Below are 16,924 nucleotides of genomic sequence, written 5' to 3'. Positions count from 1 at the left end.
TGATTAACAACGGGTTGAACCAGCTAACCACTAAAAGGATGATAGGAACTCGCTATTCGCAAGCATTTGCGTACTCTTAAGTTATTTATTTCTTGGAACACTGACAATACAAGCCGCAATCTGCGTATCAATCGGATCAATGAGCGGCAGATGCGTTTTAATAAACTCCAAATCCGACAGGTGAAACCGAGGTTGATATTTCTTTGCCTTCAAATCGTTGAGCGATAAATACCTCTTCTTTTTTCGGCCGTTGCGCTCCCGCAATTTCCGCACATAGGGCATGAGCAGGTCAAGCCAATAACGAGAAAAGGACTCGTGATCAACAGAAACCTCATCTCCTAGTGGCCGAAAGAACTTGAAGGTTTCCTTGACCGCCGTCTCCATTTCCGATTCTTTTGGAGACTGCTCCTCTTTCAATTGGAAGTTCAGTATATATTCAGATACTTCTAGGGCCCGGCGCCTCCGGATAGGTAGCGTTTCCCGTTCCTTTTTCCGGACAACTTTAATAAACCTGTTGAGTTCCTCTTGTGAAAACCTTCCCTCCTGAGCATCTCGTAGTTCGCTGCGCAAGAGTGCGCAGATTCTCGGGAAGGAGGTTATTACCACTTCATTGTCGTTGATAAAAGCCAACGGTTGACCCGTTCTTTCCGGCCCCTGAGAGCAATAAAGCACCAGGAGCTTCGTGCTCCGACGAAGCTGACCTTGCACCGGACAGAAGCCTGCGAGTTTTTCAATTCATCGTATTGCCCGCCGTCGATTAAGGAATTTGGACCACTTACCAGTCGCCGCACATCGGAAAAGGCATCGTTGACCCCGTCCCATTCTTGGTCTGTTTCTGCTTGAAGTTTTTTCAACTCATCGATCACTTCCGCTGCAGTAAAGGACCGTACCTGGTCCAAACGCTCATACAACGCATCGGGCAACCGGATATTCGCACCCAATAGTTTTTGAGTCAGCTCTGTTGTCCGGATTAATTGAGCGTCTGCCTTTAACGCAAACGATTCGCTGTCATTAGGCCAGTAAATAAAGATCCTGGAATGATCGCTATCCATCTGATCGATGCGACCGATTCGTTGCTCTGCCAACCGGAGCAGACTGGGCATATCTAATATAACCATGGCCCTTGATGCCTGCAGATTAACCCCTTCTGACATCGAATCCGAGCATAAGAAAATCTTGTTTCGAACCGTCGAGCCCAGCTTCAGCTGGTCGATCACTGATTGGCGATGCCCCGAGCCACCTCCTGAGGCAATCTGGCAATCCACCTTTTGTTCCTGAAGCATCTTCTCAATCACATAAAGTGTGATGATGGTGTGGTCGAACGCAACCACCAAGGAGTGTCGCTTCATATACCCAGTCAGCACCCCGGCTTTCCCCTGCTCCCGGGAATCACTGATCTTAACTGCCAACGATGCAATACGCCGATATATCTCCCTTTCAGTTTCACAGGCAACCTTGTATTGCTCCGGATCTTTTAACCACTCCGGCATAAAATCCTTGAGCTCCGGGAACTCCGGTGTCGTGCGTTCAAGGGAATCAATTGTGCTTAATACATCGCCCGTTTGCTTGGGTATCATGTCCAACCGAAATTCGGAAACAGCATGCTTCGTCCCATAAATCAGCTCAATCAAAGCGGCTCTGGAAGATCGCAACGTAGCCCGAACTCTATGGACCGATAGCGCCTGAGCAATGCGTAGACGTTGCTGAACATACTTGCGTTTTTGATCTACATCCCAGGAAACGCCAAAGGGCAGGCGAAGTGTTCTTAGGTAGATTACACCCTGAAGCTTTTGTGCAAGTCGGTCAACCTCATCCGCAAGACGCTTGTCCTCATCTGTTTCGCCGGTTTGATAGACCTCATGTTTCTGGTCCGGGTAACGGCAACATTCTCCAAGCACATTTGTATAGGCTGCCCGATCACTGTCCACGAGTTCGTTCAAATCTGACTTTGTCCTGCGCAAGGTAAACTTCCAGATATATGAGCGCAATTTCCTGAGCACATCCGGATCGTCTTCAAGTGCTTTTTTCGGACTGGTGTAAAGCTGCTTAAAATCGGCCAGCTCGTCATCGCCCAAGTTGTCCGGATCCAATAACTCCACCAGGCGTAACAGGTCTTCAGCTCGCTTGTTGATCGGGGTGGCCGTAGAAAGAATGACAAAATCGGCGACGTGTTGGGCGATTGCGTTGCTGCGAATCGAAAACGTATTCAGATAATTGTGCGCCTCGTCAATCACGAGGACATTTGCAATGCGCAATTTTTCATTGGCAATCTTATAATGATAGGAATTGGGCATGCTGAGCACGCCCTGTGAAATCGGATCGCTGAGTAGCTTTTGGAGCTGTAGCTGTTCTGAGCGCCTGGAGTTCAAAACCAGTGGAGGCGCTACAACCAATGAATTAGACCGATTTCCACGCCCAATTGTCCAGAGCCAGTTTACAACCGCCAGTTGCAATGTGCTGAGCATGCGTGTTTTCCCGGCTCCGGTCGGATCGGCCACCAATAAGCTGCCTTGCTCCTGCAAGATCTGCAAGCCTTGGTGGATTCCATGCTTTTGAGAAGGCCAAAGCCGCTGCTGGCCCGGGCTCTCGAAAACTTTAAGGTACTCACGTACATAATCGCTTTCGAGCAGTTCCGATACAGCGCGAGCGAGCGCCTCTTTCCAATCCACCACGCGAAGAAGTTCACCCAATAGAGCGACGATTTTTTCTGAATAATCGATGCCAATGCGGAAGTAATATTCGGCGATGGCATTTATTGATTGGTATTCCTTGGAAACATCCCCTTTAGCAATTTTCGCGAAACGGACATTTGCTTCACTCTGAACTTGTAGTCCGCTTTTTGAAAAATTCGACGAACCGAGGGTCGCGTGCGTATCGGTCACGTAGAGCTTTGCATGAAGCCGGTCTTTTGTCTTAAACAAGATTTGACCATCTCGAATCCGGTTAATCGTTTCGATTACCGCCCCACATTTTGTGGGAGAAAATCCTTGCTCAAGCCAATAATCCTTCATTTCCTGTTCGAGTGGTACCGCTTTCCAACGCTTGCGAGCTACGACCAGGGGTTCAAAGCCCAGAATGATGCGAATGTGCTTCCCGCGGCCCAATTCGCCACCGAAAACATCAATGATCTGGGATAGAGAGGTGAAACCGGTTACAATCAGGCACCCGGTTGAAAATTGGATATCCTGAAGAATGACCGTTGAAACTGAGCGATCCAGCCGCTTGATATTTAAGGGGAATTGTTCCTGGCGAGGAAGCTGATTCTCGGCAGAGTTGAAGTCAAACTCGCCTTGGTTGATCAATGTCTTTGCCGAACTTCTGGCCATGGCAGCTGGTTTTGGTACGAGAGGTCGGCCAAGGCAGGTCCGCCCGGTTCGACGCTCCCGAACTCAAAAGTTAATCAAAAATTACCGGTTACGCTTGATGATCGCACTTGCAAGGCCCGCCCAATGCACAAGGACGTTCCGACAAACTCATAATTCGTGAGGGGGATGATTAGGTAGTGCCTCGCTTTAAAAGTTTACTCCAAATGCAACGCGACGGGTGATGTCAAAAATGAAAATTTAGAGTTTACACGTCAAAAACGTTTTTTTCCACCAAGCCTTAATAAAATCGTCAACTTTGGACTGAACTTTCAATAACAATTGGAAATTTGCACATTCTCAACTGTACCAATTTGCATTTTGAGTCACCGCCAATTTTCGGGAAATCCTAAACAGTTATCGGGAAGACATCAATTTCTTTCGGGAAAAACGAAGGGCAATCCCGAACGACCAAGACATCTAACAATAACTTCTTCGCACGTTTGCCCGGATGGGGGCAGTAGGCATTTGGACGATGTTGAATCCACCTATTGCCTTGCAAATAAACGCCCGGTGGAAATCACATAGCATCGGGAAATGAGTGTCTGACATCGGACGTCAGATCACTCACCCTCCCGACTGAATCCGTTTGATTCGGTGTTTCATTCCGCAATTAGTGGGTGTTTGATCCGACAATCCCGATATCTGACCATTAGCTTCCCGGTGATTTCGGTTGGTGAAATGAACCCGATCGGGGATGTGTCAAGCGTCTTTAACAATTCCGGGAAATGATCGGCTTTTCCAGGCGTTGTGCGTGAACTCATTTGGTGGTTGGTTCATTATCCAATGATGCCGGTCCTGCCGAATGATCGACTGTCCAGTACTGGTACACGGTTCCAATAAGAATGAAGCTCATTTCGACGACATGCTACGGGCATTGACTTCGATCGCTGCGACCGTATATCCGACAGTATTTCGGTCTTTCTGGGCATGAATCCCGGTGTCCTGCAGCCTACGCCTGCAAAACAAACAACATCAATAATTTAAAAAATTGCCGCAGCGTCTTTCCCGATGGGGACCGGGAGTCCGGCATTGGGGGACCGGGCCGAGCATAAAATTGCAAATGGAGCTTTTCCCGGTAGATTAGACTGATCTGATCGGGCAAAAAACAGCCGTCCGGTTAATCTTCCCGATCACGCCAATACAATCGCAAGGGACTTTCTGACAGCTATTTCTTGCTTAGTCTACCCTTGATTATTGAATTTTCAGTCGCTTAGCAAGGTCCTTGAAATACTGCGGCGACCATATCTCCAATTTTGTTGCATCCGGAATAAACCTAACGACGTCCTCGCGGATGGACGCAAATGAGACCGATTCAATGCGCTTTGTCAATAGTTCCCGGAACTGTTCCTCGGAAATTATGTCTTCGGTCCAGTCTTTGCTATCTACGGCCCGCAGTCGAAAATGCTCCAAGTGCAACGGGATGCCCTTTTTGACATACCATTCCAAATCGTACCAGTCGCGGCCTTTGACTCGCGTACCCCATTTGCGAAAGAGCAGCGCATGCATCTTCCCGGCGAATAAGTCGGGGAGGGTGAAGCACTTCACGTAAAAAGAAAAAGGCCGGATCAGGAGAAGTTCTTCGGTGGAAAAGCCAAGTGGCGGCTCCCGGTCAACTTCCAGTTTTATCTTCAAAGCAGGCGGCAGGGTCAGTCCCAATTGTGGAATCGCCCCATCCAAGGTGAGCTCTTTCCACACCGTTTCCGACTTCAGAAAAGCCGAGTCGACACCAGTGGCCACCTTCTTCTTTTTCTCCCGGACGCTCACCTGCATGCCCAAGCCTTCGAACTCGGTTACGATACCTGATAGGTAGGGCTCGAGTGAAAACGCTTCATTCCGCTGCAACAAGGAAAAATCCAGGTCCTCCGAAAAACGATCCAACCCATGGAAGATCCGGAGGGCCGTTCCGCCGTAGAAGGCGGCCACCTCGAAAAAGCCACTGCGCTGCAAACCGGCCAAGGCCACTTCCTGCATGATCTCGCGGAGCGCAGCTTCAGCCTCGTCCTTCCCTTTCGGGTTATATTCGTTAATCCATTCATTGATCATAATTGCTCGAGGGTTTTAAGAAGCATCGTCAGACTTGAACTCTTGGGCGCGTCCGGGATCCAGGACCGGATCTCGGAGTGCTGCAATGCGCGCAATTGGTCTACATCGATCCGGAGGTCTTCGATTAGAAAGTCAAGGGTTTGCCGGACACTACGCAGATTGACGCCACTGGTCAGGATGATTTTGTCGCAGACGGCTTTCTCCGGAGATGCCATGAGTACAGCTTGCCGGGGTGTCAGCTGAACGCGCCGGATTCCGAAAGCGTAGTACGGAAGCGCTGCATGCGCATAGCTAAACCGGCCTACAGGCGTCTTATAGCTTTTGGCGCCTTTCAGCGTCACGGAGCTGATTTCGTAAACGCGCTCCGGAATCAAGCCCAAATGTGAAAGCGCCGTTTCCTGTGAGACGTAGGAAGGTCCCCACAGGTGGTTAGCTAATAGAACACCCCTTGGCTGCGGGAGGGGCACTTGGGGCCCAGGCACATAAATGCCACGCTTTACTTGGAGCAATTCTCCTCCTCTTAGCAATTCGTGGATTTTGTCGTTTGGGCGCCGGTAATCTTTTAGCAGTTGCAGCACGACTTGTCGCGTCAGTGGCTCCTCTGCATAGTGTCGCATTGATTCTATAAACTGGAAATCCATTGCCATATTCTATGCATGAAAACGGAAAATGTCCGATTTCGATACATAAATTTAGCAACATTCTGCCAGAATTTGAATAGATAATCGTAATTAATCCGATTATCTAAGGATTATGTAACATAAAGCGCTGGAGTACATCAACGGGAAAAACTGTCCTAACCTATCGCTGGAAATGGGGAAAACTCCAATATGTGATCAGCGGGCACCTGCCACCAAATATGCGCTAATTACCAACAATGCCACAATATTGGAAGCACTTTGAACTGTATTACTTCTTATCGATAATTTGCTGTAACATCTCTACTTTCTCTCGCTCACTTTGCAAAAGGCGTTCGTAAAGTTCAACGATCTTATCGATCGGATTAAATTGGTAGTTTACAATTGAGTTGTTTGAGGAAGTATCAGAATTGTTCTGGATGTTGTTGAAAAGTGCCTCTTCATTGAACTGCCGGATCGCCTCAGGTGTGACACCCAATGCATCTGCGATAGCTTTCAACCGCTCCTCATCAACCATCTCGCTCTGCTCCAAACGAGAAACAGCTTGTTGGGACACTCCTAGAAGCCTAGCGAGAGCATCCTGCTTCATTCCTCTCAGTTCCCTGATACGAACGATTTTTCGTCCAATATGATTAAGTGTTCTCGAGGTCTCCATTGTGTCCATGCCTTTTCGGAGTGTAAATTACAACATATCGCGAGTATTATACAAGCCGGAAGTGACGCGTGAGCAGCGGAACAAAAGGAACTTTAGCACTGGCTAAATTTCTATTATATGGCTGCAATCGTAGCTCTTAAGCCCGAATTGGAAGCAATTCAGGCTTACTGCAGAGAAAAGAACATGCACGTTTTTAATGGAGAACTGCTTTCTTCTGACTTTTCCTACTCCCAATGGGATTGGGAAACTCCCGGTGAATGGCGGCAGTTTATCGACTTTGCAAATGCCTTCAATGTTCAAGTACTACATCTCAGCAAATCTATTTGGGAGTTTGACGATGAAGAGATCGACGAAATGGCCGAAAGCTGTGAAGACGAAGATCTTACTTTAGAACTCATCGAAGAGGCTAAATCCCGGCATGGAGAGCCAGCGTCTCTTGAAATCTCGTTTATCCTGAACAATGTACAATATGTGTACTACCTTGAAACCGATTGGGCGCGGCTCCTCAAGCAACCATACGACGAGCACGAGGACGACGATGAGGAGGCGGCAAGTCAAGAGACTCAAAAAGATGACGAGCAAGAAGTTGAAGAATACTTCACCAAACTCATTTCGTTGCCGGAGTTTAAAGGAACAAAAACCAATGCGGAACGTCATAAGCTTGCGTTAGACCTCTTTCCAAATGTCACTCAGGACACTCGAACTTTAGCTTTTAAAATAGCCATAAAGGCAAACAGGTATCACAAAAAAGAGATACAAGCAATTGAGGAAATTGAAAAAATCACAGAACTCAGAAGGATGAGGACTGAGAATCCGAAACTTACCAAAGTCGCAGCCGAGGCTGCTCTCGGAGTATCAAAGAGAGGTTTTCAACGCCTTTGGCTAATGGCATCGGTTCCTGAGTAATCTTAATTCCGGCAGGATTAAAAAATCTGTCCTATGAAGAGCGATTTGCTATACCCGCAGTCGGAACGACATTAACTAAACCTCTTTACCGCAATGTGGGCAAGTCCCCGTTGACCTTCCAGCTTTCCGAAAAGCCAGAAGCCAATATACCCGCATGAAGGGCAAACATACCTACTCCGAGAATCGAAATAATCGCTGTCAGCGTTTTTCCAAGCATGGTAACCGGGTATACATCGCCATAACCCGCAGTCGTTAATGTGGCCACGCTCCACCACATAGTTTCCGGGATACTTGAGAATTTAGTTGGCTGGGCGTCATGCTCCACAAAATACATGATGCAGGAGGCCACAACAATCAGGAGCAACGTGATGGAAAGACTCAGAATCAACTCCTCTTTCTTCGCCCGGAATACTTGCCGGATCATCCGGAACGCCCCTACATAGCGTCCCAACTTAAAAAACCGGAGCAGCCGGGTAAGCCGGAGCAACCGGATGAACCGAAGGTCATAGCCAATCAAATAAGGCAGGTAAAAGGGCAAAATCGCCAATACGTCTACGATCGCCCCGGAACTTGCCATCCACTTCAACCGTCCGAATAGAGGGTGCCGATAGTTGGGATTTGCCGTAATGGTCCATAACCGGAGCAGGTACTACAATGTGAAAAACGCGACCGAGAACCGCTCAAAGCCATCAAATAAGGCCCGATTCCTTTGATAAAGCGGCTCAACGGTCTCCAGTATGACCGCCACCGTATTGGCAAGAATCAAAGCAATAACAGCCCCATCAACCCACTTTTCGGCCGGATGCTCGGTTTTGCCGGGATCCAGCAGAGCAAATTGCAAACGCCAGTAATATTGACCACCTCGCGCCGGTCGAAGTTGACCACCCTTGGCCGGAGCAAGCTGACCACTTCGCGCCGGACCAAATTGACCACCTTCGCCGGAGCAAACTGACCACCCTTTACTGGGCGTGACTAATCTCTGAGCCGGGCATCTGCGGCAACCACCGGCAGCTGTCACCTTTAGTCAAAAAAAGGGCAGCACTGATGGCCAACCACGCAATACCCATGTCGAAGATCCGGCAGATTTTACGCCTCTACCAACAGGGATGGGGCAAGCAACGCATCGCCCAGCAGTGCGGTGTGGCACGCAACACGCTGAAGAAGCACCTCGCTACCTATGCCGCCACCGGCCTCTCGCCCCAGGCCCTGGAGGGACTCAGCGATCACGAGCTCGAAGCCCTCATCGTAGCCCCGCAGCAAAAACCCACCAACCAGAAGCTCGACCAGCTACTCGCCCTTTTTCCCGTAATCGACAAATAACTGAAGAAAAAAGGTGCTACCCGGCAGGTGCTGTGGGCGCTTTACAAGCAGCAGTACTACCGGTTTGGATAAACATACGGGGACCTCTACTTGCGCGTTCTTCTTCCAGGACTTTAATACGGTCATCGCGTTCCAGGAGTTCGTGGGTAACGCGCTGCATGAGCTCATTGGCGTTATTGAGCAATCCTTGCAATTGGCGGCATTTGGTGACCGCTTCTTTCAATTGTCCTTCGAGGGTGACAATCTTTCTCGTAAAGTCAAAGTCGCTCATTTTGATGTCGGTCAGTTCATCTTCGTAGAAAGGAAGCCTCTGATATCCGAGACTGCCATATGTCCCGATGAATTCGAAGAGGCTCATAAATGGTTCAATATTATGGGCTATCTGCTCAGCTAGTGTGATCGGGATGACTTTAACCCCATATTCGAAGTTTGCAAGATCTTCTTCTGAAAGATGAAAACGGCTCGAATATTCTCTACGCGTTATTTTCTTTGTCGAGCGTGAATATAAAGCGCCTGGCCAAAGCCTTTAAAGTCAAAGACATTGAGCGACGTATCGATCTCGGGAGGATAGTTTTCTGCCATCGCTAATTTTCTTAAGGCAAAGGTCTTAAAGTCCTCTTTGAACTTATTTAAGAAGTTGTGCACAAAGGATGTCTCACGGAATTTGCACAATGAATATTAGGTCGATTGGTACCGAATAAACATTTTCCTATACGATTAGACTACTTTGGCCTGTTCACCTTCTTGATAATCGATGTCCATTCGCGCGACCACCTGACGACCTCACCATCCCGCCAGATCGCATTGAGGCCGGCGACTGCACAGGTTAATTGGATCGTATAAAAGTCTTGGCTTTCGTTAAGCAAATAGCCTGTAAAATTTCCGTTCTGCTTGTGCTGAAAACGATAATGCTCAGGTCGCTCTTGAGAAAGGCTGCGGTTGTTCTTCATATTGGTAGGTGGGCCGCATGAAAGTAGGGCAAGATTGAAAACCATCCTACGAATGGCTTAAAATTCAGTCCTTGACAATCTTCAGCGATCCAACCGCCGAAAGTTGTTTTGAAGCAAAGATTCGATTCCCATCCCTGAATGATGTCTTTGGTAGGTTTAGCGAGAAAGTGAAGCCGAGTCGTTTGAAGCTACTGCCGTCTGGTAAAGTCGTGACCTAACAGCCACAAGCATTGGTTCGTTTTGTTTAGAAACCAATGATAAGATTTTGGCTCTATTACTGGTCCGTTTCGCCGCTAGTTCTAGGTCAATTGCTATCTTCATACCCCATGTTGACCAACGATCTATCAAGCTCTGCTGTAAATCTTGCGGATGTCTACACAGCCTTGTTTCAAGCGATGCCAGGCAATAGCATTCTCGTGCGCAATGATCCGCCCCTATTTACAATTATTGCTGCTACCCCCGACTATCTAAAAAATTCGGGATATGCCGGCAGGCCCTTAGTCGGCATGGGTGTTTTTGAGGCTTTTCCGGCCAATAGCTCCGATCCCAAACACAAAGGAGACCTGCACCTTTTTCAATCGTTTATGCAAGTTGTTGAAACCAACGAAGTGGACATTATGCCCTTGCAGCGATATGACCTGATGCAGTCGGATGGAAGTTTCACTAAAAAGATTTGGCGTGCGAGTAATCGTCCTGTCCTGTCCGTGGAGGGCCAGGTGGCTTACATCATTCATACAGCAGAAGATATCACGACCCAGCTCAGTGAAAGCGAGCAGGATATTCGCGACATGGTGGCCCGTGCGCCGATTGGAATTTGTGTGCTGGATGCGGCCACGCAAATCGGGTTGATCGCCAATGACAGCTTTTTGGAGATTGCCGGCCGGAGCTTGGATGAGATCGTCGGAAATTGGTACTGGGACACTTTTTCTGACGCCCGGCCTTTTTATGAAGAGGCATTGAATCGGGTCATTGAAAACGGCGTCACCTTTCGGGCTACGGAGGTGGAGGTGCCGCTGCGGCGTAACGGGGTTTTGGAAATGGTACCGGTGACTTTTGTCTATGAGCCGCTCAAAAATGCCGTCGGAAAGGTCACAAAGGTCGCTGTATGGGTTGTGGACAACAGCACGCAGGCACAGGCACGAAAGGCGATCTCGGATAGCGAATCCATGTTCCGCACGATGGCGGAGGGCACCCCGGTGCTTATTGCCGTAGCGGACGAGACGGGGAACGCAACCTATTTCAACAAAGCCTGGACTGAACTGACGGGCCGCGCGATGCAGGATTTCCTGCAACGGGGCTGGGCTGACCTGATTCATTCAGAGGACCGCAGCCGTTTCGTAAATGGGTACCTAAAATCCCTGGCGGAAAAAGGCCCATTCAGAGAGGAATTTCGCATGCAGTGCAAGGAGGGCGGATATCGATGGCTGCTGGCCTACGGCACGCCGCGTTTCGACGAGCAAGGTGCGTTTCGCGGGCATATCAGTGCCGGCACAGATATTACCGACCAAAAGCTTTTTCAGCAGCAATTGACGACAGCGCTGGAGCAGGTTCGGCTTTCTAAAGAGGCGGCTGCTCTTGGAACGTTTGATATGGATCTTAAGGTGGGCGGTTTGATATGGGATGAGCGTTGTCGTATCTTATTTGGGATCAGTCACAATAACCCCGTACAGTATGAGACCGATTTTGTGAACGGCCTCCATCCGGATGATCGGGAGCGGATAACGACGGTGATTAACGATTTGCTCAGTGGGACGACACCTGGAGGCGATTATGATGTAGAGTACCGGACAATTGGTGCTGAGGATGGCATTCAACGCTGGGTTCGGGCGAAGGGGAAAGTGTATTTCAATGAGCAGGGTGAGGCGGTGCGCTTTATCGGCTCCGTGCTTGATATCACCGAAAAAATGATGGCTATTCAGGAGATCGAGCGTCTCGTCGAGGCCCGTACACAGGAGCTGGCTGAAGCCTATCAGAAGTTGCAAAGCACCAATAAGGAACTCCAACGATCCAATCAAAGCCTGGAGGAATTCGCTCATGCCGCCTCCCATGATCTGAAGGAACCGGTGCGAAAGATCATCTTTTATACGAACCTGTTGAAAGATCAACTGAAAGATCAATTGCAGGATCGCGAGGTGCAGTCCTTTGCGAGAATCGAAAACGCAACCTTGCGCATGCGCAATTTGATTGACGATTTGCTGCTCTACTCCCACGTCACCGAACGACCACCTGATTTCGACAGCGTGGACCTGAATCAAAAAGTCCGAAATGTCTTAGAAGCTGTTTAGAAATGGCAGTTGTGCAGTAAAATTAGGGAATCGGGTTTGCTGTTTTAGTTGTTGAAATAATGTCCAGTTATGCTCAACAGCGTGTGTCAGCTGACCGATTCCCAGTGGGAGATGGTCCGCAAAATTGTGCCAGATGAACGCCGGCGCAAGTATAGCCTTCGGCTTGTTTTAGAGGCCCTGTTTTTCCTGGTGAAGACGGGCTGCCAGTGGCGGATGCTACCGCCCTGTTTTCCTCCCTGGCAGTTGGTTTACTATTACTTCCGCAAGTGGAAGCGCGATGAGACGCTGCTCCTCTTGCATGACAAGCTCGCAGAATGGGTGCGCATAAAAAAAGGCAAGCGGGCGGAGCCCAGCGCAGCCATCATCGACGCGCAGAGCGTAAAGACCACATCGGTCGCCGGAGAGGCCCGTGGCTTTGACGCCGGCAAGCGGGTCAAAGGCCGGAAGCGGCATATCCTCACCGACACCTTAGGGCTCTTGATCTGTGTGGTGGTGCACTCTGCAGGCCTGCAGGACCGCCTGGCCGCACCGCTTGTGTTGGAGCGGGCGCGCGACCGGCTCCTGAAGGTCATCTTTGCAGACGAAGGCTATATGGGCGTGCTGATCGGTTTTGCTCAGGCCACTTACGGATGGCTGCTCATCATCGTCTCCAAGATCAAAGGCGCCTTCAACCAGCCCAAGCGCTGGATCGTGGAAAGAACCTTCGCCTGGATCTCTAACGACAGAAGAAACTCAAAAGACTATGAGCGCCTCACACAGTCCTCAGAAACAATCATCCATCTCTCCATGATCAAAACCATGCTTAAACAATTCTGATTAACCGTTTCTAAACAGCTTCTTAGAAGACTTGGAGATCAGTATTGCAGAAAAAAACGCGGTGATCAAAGTTGCGGCACTTCCAACGGTGCAAGGCTACAAACGCCAGCTTCAGCAGCTCCTTCAAAACCTGATCGGTAATGCGATCAAGTACAACAAGCCCGGGATTTGCCCCGAAATAGACATTACAGCAAGCCCAGTGTCAGAGAATGGACAAAGCTACTGGGCGCTATCGGTTCATGATAACGGTATTGGGTTTGAACCGAGTCAGTCCGAGAATATATTCAAAATGTTCACCCGGCTGCACCGCGATGAAGGCTATGCCGGAACGGGCGTCGGGCTTACCATCGTGAAAAAGGTCGTAGAAAATCATAAGGGTCTGATCAAGGTAGAAAGTGCACCGGGTCAGGGATCGACGTTTACTGTATTGCTCCCGAGTTAATGGACAATTTTGTAACCCATCGATAGCAAGAAATTGCATTAGTAAGTTATTTGCCGTGCAACAATTCGCTGATCGTTGTGGCTTATGCTTCAAATCAAGAAAAAACCTATTGGAACTTTTCCCTAATTTCACAATCTGCACAGTCATACACTGCTAAATATGCAGATTGTTCAAGTGACGCCCCCTGTTGTCAGGGGGCTTCTTTCTACTGCAAAAACAAGCGTACTGCTCTCAATTCATTGTCGCGATGAATGCCAATTCGCGATGATTTGCTCGATATCTGGCCTGGCCTACTACAGCATATTCCCCTTCTATGGCGAAGTAAGTTTGGTAACGGGATGGCACCGCAACGTTTTTTCCCATTGTACAAGAACGCTTGAAACTAACGTCTCTTACTCTTGAAATGTAACGAGACCATCCTTTCGAGCTGCTTTCTATGGCAGCGATCGCGTGGAGTCATGCTTTCGCCGATGAAAAGGGACCATAGCCCTTTATGTTTCCTTTATACACGTTCGAATACTGTATATTGGTCTGACAACCCTGCTTATGGACCAATTGCTGCTCACAGACGCGCTTAGCGAATTAGAAACGCAATACGCCGCCCATCTCATCGAAGATCCTGATGCACAAATTTTAAATCGGTTATGGCAGCTCATAAAAGACATGCGCCTTGAACTGGCAAAGGACCCGGTAGGCGCCTCAATGGCTGCATGATGGAATGAGGGATGTCAATCATTGCCCCGGCAGAAACGGATAATAACTCTCGACGCTCGCCGGACTTCGTCAAGGCTTGTCGGCTTTTGCATGGCGACGCCTCCAAGTGAGCTGATGGCATCGGCATGAACTGGCGAGACCGTTGTCGTATAGACAACGACCGGGATAGCCGAAAGCGCGAGATCGGCCTGCATATCCTGGAAAACTTCAAGGCCGGTCTTCAATGGCATATTGAAATCGAGAATGACAAGGCAAATCTGATCGACATTCGCCTTGATGAAACTCCAGAAAAGCGAAGGAAGGGTAAAGGTCGTTAACTCATACTCAGCATACTCCGCGAATGTCATAGACATCACCTCCAGATCATCGCGATCGTCGTCAAGATAAACGATATGGGTTCGGTTAGGCATAGCCGCACGCTGCGTCGGCGAATATAAGTTAGTGGTGTATGGAAATTGTCGGCAAAAATATCTGTAGAGACTTCTTCAGTCTAACAGGTTTATTATTACAACAAAAAGGACGCTACCGTTCTACGTATCCGCTTTCTCACAAGGAGAATGGGCGAGCATTTTTTGCGTGACCTGTTGCAAACGCTCTAAATTCGGTGGCTTAGTGAACATGACCGCTCCCCTTTCACGAACCGCCGCTTCGTCGTGTGGGCTGCTCGATGTCGTGAACACAACAACGGGTAATTCTTTCAGATTGTCGTGTTCCCGGATTGCACCCAACGCCTGTAAGCCACTCATCCGGGGCATATTGATGTCAAGGATGACCAGGCAGATATGAGCATCGATCCGCTTCTGAAGAAATTCAAGGAGTTCCATCCCATCGGCAAAAGAAACGAATGTAAAAGCCGGGTATGCCCGAAACATATCCTGCAAAAGCTCTCGGTCGTCAAAATCATCATCCGCATACAGGATATAACGTTGCTCAGTCATAGTTTGGTTGAGGTGAAGCCTTAATTGAGTATAAGCTTTAAGTCTTAAGACAAGGAGCAATTTATTTCGGTTGTACAGATTAAAAAAATATTTATTTTGATTTCACGTCTACGCTTTATGGTTATAACGTTATAGAAGGGCTTGGACCAAGAGGTGATCTTTCTAGCCCAACGATGGAAGTCCGGGGTATCGTACTGATATTTACAACAATTGCGCTCGAATGACGAAAAAGGTGACGACCCTCGCTCAATATTTAGAACTCTCCGAACAAGAGAAACTCCAGCTGCTTCATCAAGACGCTGTTTTCGTGGGCAAACGGATTGTTTCAGGGCAAAATGCTATTCTCTTTCAACTCTACGGCTTCTACGTCGAAGTCGTTTATCAATCCTATCGCAGAGAGATTGCGTCACTGACAGCGTCCGACAGCGCGGATTTTCTGCAGCCATATATTGGTCAAATCTTCGTACGAGGTCTCGATCATGATAAAGCGGAGGAAGGGGAATAACCTTTGTTACCCCTGCGAAGCATTAAGCGTTTTTACTTATGTTTGTGACGTATCAATACACGGTTTCCAAACATTGCATTAAATGCCGAAGAAGAAAATGACGGTCACTGATGGCCAGGTTGTGCGGACGTTCTTAATCATTGCCTTGATCGCCTTTCTTCTTAGTCCCTGCCGATGGCTAAAGACAAATACCGGCGCGATGACAGGCGTACAATTCTCTACGGGGCTATTTCGCTGGTTGTAGTGGCAATCATCATTTTATGGTTTTTGTTGTCGTCTTAACTTATTCAAGGATAAGACAGTGTTTGAACGGGACTTGTGCATATTTTTATTGCGTACACTCAACAGCTTATGACCAAGCCTCTTCCAACCAAAAGCCTCGTTCTATATGCGGATGACGACCTGGACGATCATGAATTGATCCGGGACGCTTTCAGCCGTTACGAGCATGTGATAGAATTGGTCTCCTTTCGGGACGGACAGCAGCTACTCGACTTCCTTCAAGATCTTGACAGGGAAAGAAAACCCTGTCTGGTGATCATCGACATCAATATGCCCAAACTTGACGGCAAGCAAACGCTACGGGCAATACGCAACATGGCCGACTATGAAGATCTGCCAGTCGTGCTGTTTTCGACCTCCACCATGCCTAAAGACGCGGAATACGCCAGACGCTATCATGCAACCTTTCAGACTAAGCCGATTCACACGGGCCAAATCGATCCCCTAATCGAAAAAATGCTGGAGCACTGCGCGGACGAATTAAAAAACCGCCTCGATCAGAACCGGAAACGGGGTTAACCCACCTATTTCCGCAACTCGCTTAAAAAGTATAAATCTCGATATGCGACATCCTCTCTTATACACGTTTATGGGATTTCATTTGAATGCGCTTGTTGACCAAGGCGAGCATTTAGATTATGGTGAAACCACATTGTTCATCGATAATCGAAGGGTCATTCCGTGGTTGCATGAAAAGTTTCCAGGCGAACTCGATCTCAGTCTCTTTTCTCCTGACGAATTAGACAGGGCAGAACGCTACTTTGAAAGCATGGCGAATGCCGTGGATGCCGAGCGCAAATTTGGCGTGAAGAAAAACGGTCTTTGTTTGCTCATCGCATATTGCTTGGAAGCCGCGCAACGCGAAGAAAAACAACTGTATTAAATTAGGGATTTATATACCAAATTACCCCATTTGAATATAGCTAACTTATTGATTGATAACAGCGTTTCTTCTGAATAGAACGACTGCGTTGTGAATGTGGCTGTAGGAATGAATTGAGACACCTATTGCTAATTGTCACTACCTGCCACCATAAAAGAGCGATTTGAAGGCGTGAACATAGG

Annotated in this window: 20 protein-coding genes; 9 read left to right on the top strand and 11 right to left on the bottom strand. The window is 48.4% G+C overall.

The genetic code is table 11. The features are described from left to right. Positions 1–81: 81 nt before the first annotated feature. The 5 genes from ABD937_RS14220 to ABD937_RS14200 form a co-directional block, all read right to left on the bottom strand. Positions 82–570, bottom strand: a complete 489-nt coding sequence (locus ABD937_RS14220) for a hypothetical protein (RefSeq protein WP_345256418.1) — start codon at positions 568–570, stop codon at positions 82–84. Positions 571–599: 29 nt separating this feature from the next. After that, positions 600–3,326: an SNF2-related protein gene (locus tag ABD937_RS14215; protein WP_345256417.1), complete on the bottom strand. Its 2,727-nt coding sequence runs from the start codon at positions 3,324–3,326 to the stop codon at positions 600–602. A gap of 1,230 nt (positions 3,327–4,556) precedes the next feature. Beyond that, a complete protein-coding gene (locus ABD937_RS14210; RefSeq protein ID WP_345256416.1) occupies positions 4,557–5,408 on the bottom strand; it encodes a nucleotidyl transferase AbiEii/AbiGii toxin family protein in 852 nt (283 codons plus the stop codon). Continuing rightward, complete coding sequence (locus ABD937_RS14205) at positions 5,405–6,049, bottom strand: type IV toxin-antitoxin system AbiEi family antitoxin domain-containing protein (RefSeq protein ID WP_345256415.1); 645 nt, start codon at positions 6,047–6,049, stop codon at positions 5,405–5,407. Before ABD937_RS14205 ends, ABD937_RS14210 begins: the two co-directional genes overlap by 4 nt. Before the next feature lie 268 nt (positions 6,050–6,317). Next, positions 6,318–6,701, bottom strand: coding sequence for a helix-turn-helix domain-containing protein (locus ABD937_RS14200; protein ID WP_345256650.1), 384 nt, complete (start codon positions 6,699–6,701; stop codon positions 6,318–6,320). Positions 6,702–6,818: 117 nt separating this feature from the next. On the opposite strand from ABD937_RS14200, the gene ABD937_RS14195 reads away from it, so the two are divergent. Continuing rightward, complete coding sequence (locus ABD937_RS14195; RefSeq protein ID WP_345256414.1) at positions 6,819–7,607, top strand: hypothetical protein; 789 nt, start codon at positions 6,819–6,821, stop codon at positions 7,605–7,607. A gap of 85 nt (positions 7,608–7,692) precedes the next feature. Here the strand turns inward: ABD937_RS14195 and ABD937_RS14190 are convergent, their stop codons facing one another. Continuing rightward, a complete protein-coding gene (locus tag ABD937_RS14190) occupies positions 7,693–8,235 on the bottom strand; it encodes a potassium channel family protein (protein ID WP_345256649.1) in 543 nt (180 codons plus the stop codon). A 21-nt stretch (positions 8,236–8,256) separates the two neighbouring features. Then, positions 8,257–8,448 carry a hypothetical protein gene (locus ABD937_RS14185; protein ID WP_345256413.1) on the bottom strand — a complete coding sequence of 64 codons (192 nt, stop codon included), beginning with the start codon at positions 8,446–8,448 and terminating at the stop codon, positions 8,257–8,259. Positions 8,449–8,672: 224 nt separating this feature from the next. Here ABD937_RS14185 and ABD937_RS14180 point away from each other — a divergent pair, with 224 nt between their 5' ends. After that, positions 8,673–8,927, top strand: coding sequence for a helix-turn-helix domain-containing protein (locus ABD937_RS14180; RefSeq protein WP_345256412.1), 255 nt, complete (start codon positions 8,673–8,675; stop codon positions 8,925–8,927). Between the two features lie 16 nt (positions 8,928–8,943). On the opposite strand, the gene ABD937_RS14175 is transcribed toward ABD937_RS14180, so the two are convergent. Together ABD937_RS14175 and ABD937_RS14170 are read right to left on the bottom strand one after the other, a co-directional pair. Beyond that, entirely contained in the window at positions 8,944–9,285 is a 342-nt protein-coding gene (locus ABD937_RS14175) for a hypothetical protein (RefSeq protein WP_345256411.1), read from the bottom strand. A 364-nt stretch (positions 9,286–9,649) separates the two neighbouring features. Next, on the bottom strand, positions 9,650–9,877 hold the full coding sequence (locus ABD937_RS14170; RefSeq protein WP_345256410.1) for a hypothetical protein: 228 nt from the start codon (positions 9,875–9,877) through the stop codon (positions 9,650–9,652). Between the two features lie 326 nt (positions 9,878–10,203). Between ABD937_RS14170 and ABD937_RS14165 the strand changes: the two genes are divergently transcribed. From ABD937_RS14165 to ABD937_RS14150, 4 genes are all read left to right on the top strand, one after another. Next, a complete protein-coding gene (locus ABD937_RS14165) occupies positions 10,204–12,162 on the top strand; it encodes a PAS domain S-box protein (protein ID WP_345256409.1) in 1,959 nt (652 codons plus the stop codon). Positions 12,163–12,231: 69 nt separating this feature from the next. Then, positions 12,232–12,978, top strand: coding sequence for an IS5 family transposase (locus ABD937_RS14160; protein ID WP_345256408.1), 747 nt, complete (start codon positions 12,232–12,234; stop codon positions 12,976–12,978). Between the two features lie 31 nt (positions 12,979–13,009). Continuing rightward, positions 13,010–13,420, top strand: coding sequence for a sensor histidine kinase (locus tag ABD937_RS14155; protein WP_345256407.1), 411 nt, complete (start codon positions 13,010–13,012; stop codon positions 13,418–13,420). Positions 13,421–13,966: 546 nt separating this feature from the next. Further along, complete coding sequence (locus ABD937_RS14150; RefSeq protein WP_345256406.1) at positions 13,967–14,134, top strand: hypothetical protein; 168 nt, start codon at positions 13,967–13,969, stop codon at positions 14,132–14,134. A gap of 14 nt (positions 14,135–14,148) precedes the next feature. Here ABD937_RS14150 and ABD937_RS14145 read toward each other — a convergent pair whose 3' ends face one another. Together ABD937_RS14145 and ABD937_RS14140 are read right to left on the bottom strand one after the other, a co-directional pair. Next, the gene (locus ABD937_RS14145; protein WP_345256405.1) at positions 14,149–14,544 is read right to left on the bottom strand and encodes a response regulator; all 396 of its coding nucleotides are present in this window, start codon (positions 14,542–14,544) and stop codon (positions 14,149–14,151) included. Positions 14,545–14,664: 120 nt separating this feature from the next. Further along, entirely contained in the window at positions 14,665–15,072 is a 408-nt protein-coding gene (locus ABD937_RS14140; RefSeq protein ID WP_345256404.1) for a response regulator, read from the bottom strand. A 220-nt stretch (positions 15,073–15,292) separates the two neighbouring features. On the opposite strand from ABD937_RS14140, the gene ABD937_RS14135 reads away from it, so the two are divergent. The 3 genes from ABD937_RS14135 (at position 15,293) to ABD937_RS14125 (ending at position 16,742) form a co-directional block, all read left to right on the top strand. Next, positions 15,293–15,577, top strand: coding sequence for a hypothetical protein (locus ABD937_RS14135; protein WP_345256403.1), 285 nt, complete (start codon positions 15,293–15,295; stop codon positions 15,575–15,577). Between the two features lie 351 nt (positions 15,578–15,928). Further along, positions 15,929–16,378 (top strand): response regulator, encoded by a 450-nt coding sequence (locus ABD937_RS14130; protein WP_345256402.1) that lies wholly within the window; start codon positions 15,929–15,931, stop codon positions 16,376–16,378. A gap of 43 nt (positions 16,379–16,421) precedes the next feature. Further along, the gene (locus tag ABD937_RS14125) at positions 16,422–16,742 is read left to right on the top strand and encodes a hypothetical protein (protein ID WP_345256401.1); all 321 of its coding nucleotides are present in this window, start codon (positions 16,422–16,424) and stop codon (positions 16,740–16,742) included. Positions 16,743–16,924 lie beyond the last annotated feature (182 nt).

Origin of the sequence: Flaviaestuariibacter amylovorans, from assembly GCF_039541815.1 — a bacterium.
In the GTDB taxonomy this organism is placed as follows: domain Bacteria; phylum Bacteroidota; class Bacteroidia; order Chitinophagales; family Chitinophagaceae; genus Flavisolibacter; species Flavisolibacter amylovorans.
This window is presented reverse-complemented; position numbering and strand designations above follow the sequence as displayed.

What these genes read in the sequence shown, in the direction of transcription:
- ABD937_RS14215 (WP_345256417.1), bottom strand. Translation starts at nt 3,326, where the DNA reads ATGGCCAGAAGTTCGGCAAAGACATTGATCAACCAAGGCGAGTTTGAC.
- ABD937_RS14210 (WP_345256416.1), bottom strand. Translation starts at nt 5,408, where the DNA reads ATGATCAATGAATGGATTAACGAATATAACCCGAAAGGGAAGGACGAG.
- ABD937_RS14205 (WP_345256415.1), bottom strand. Translation starts at nt 6,049, where the DNA reads ATGGATTTCCAGTTTATAGAATCAATGCGACACTATGCAGAGGAGCCA.
- ABD937_RS14200 (WP_345256650.1), bottom strand. Translation starts at nt 6,701, where the DNA reads ATGGAGACCTCGAGAACACTTAATCATATTGGACGAAAAATCGTTCGT.
- ABD937_RS14195 (WP_345256414.1), top strand. Translation starts at nt 6,819, where the DNA reads ATGGCTGCAATCGTAGCTCTTAAGCCCGAATTGGAAGCAATTCAGGCT.
- ABD937_RS14180 (WP_345256412.1), top strand. Translation starts at nt 8,673, where the DNA reads ATGTCGAAGATCCGGCAGATTTTACGCCTCTACCAACAGGGATGGGGC.
- ABD937_RS14175 (WP_345256411.1), bottom strand. Translation starts at nt 9,285, where the DNA reads ATGAGCCTCTTCGAATTCATCGGGACATATGGCAGTCTCGGATATCAG.
- ABD937_RS14170 (WP_345256410.1), bottom strand. Translation starts at nt 9,877, where the DNA reads ATGAAGAACAACCGCAGCCTTTCTCAAGAGCGACCTGAGCATTATCGT.
- ABD937_RS14165 (WP_345256409.1), top strand. Translation starts at nt 10,204, where the DNA reads ATGTTGACCAACGATCTATCAAGCTCTGCTGTAAATCTTGCGGATGTC.
- ABD937_RS14160 (WP_345256408.1), top strand. Translation starts at nt 12,232, where the DNA reads ATGCTCAACAGCGTGTGTCAGCTGACCGATTCCCAGTGGGAGATGGTC.
- ABD937_RS14150 (WP_345256406.1), top strand. Translation starts at nt 13,967, where the DNA reads ATGGACCAATTGCTGCTCACAGACGCGCTTAGCGAATTAGAAACGCAA.
- ABD937_RS14145 (WP_345256405.1), bottom strand. Translation starts at nt 14,544, where the DNA reads ATGCCTAACCGAACCCATATCGTTTATCTTGACGACGATCGCGATGAT.
- ABD937_RS14140 (WP_345256404.1), bottom strand. Translation starts at nt 15,072, where the DNA reads ATGACTGAGCAACGTTATATCCTGTATGCGGATGATGATTTTGACGAC.
- ABD937_RS14135 (WP_345256403.1), top strand. Translation starts at nt 15,293, where the DNA reads ATGACGAAAAAGGTGACGACCCTCGCTCAATATTTAGAACTCTCCGAA.
- ABD937_RS14130 (WP_345256402.1), top strand. Translation starts at nt 15,929, where the DNA reads ATGACCAAGCCTCTTCCAACCAAAAGCCTCGTTCTATATGCGGATGAC.
- ABD937_RS14125 (WP_345256401.1), top strand. Translation starts at nt 16,422, where the DNA reads ATGCGACATCCTCTCTTATACACGTTTATGGGATTTCATTTGAATGCG.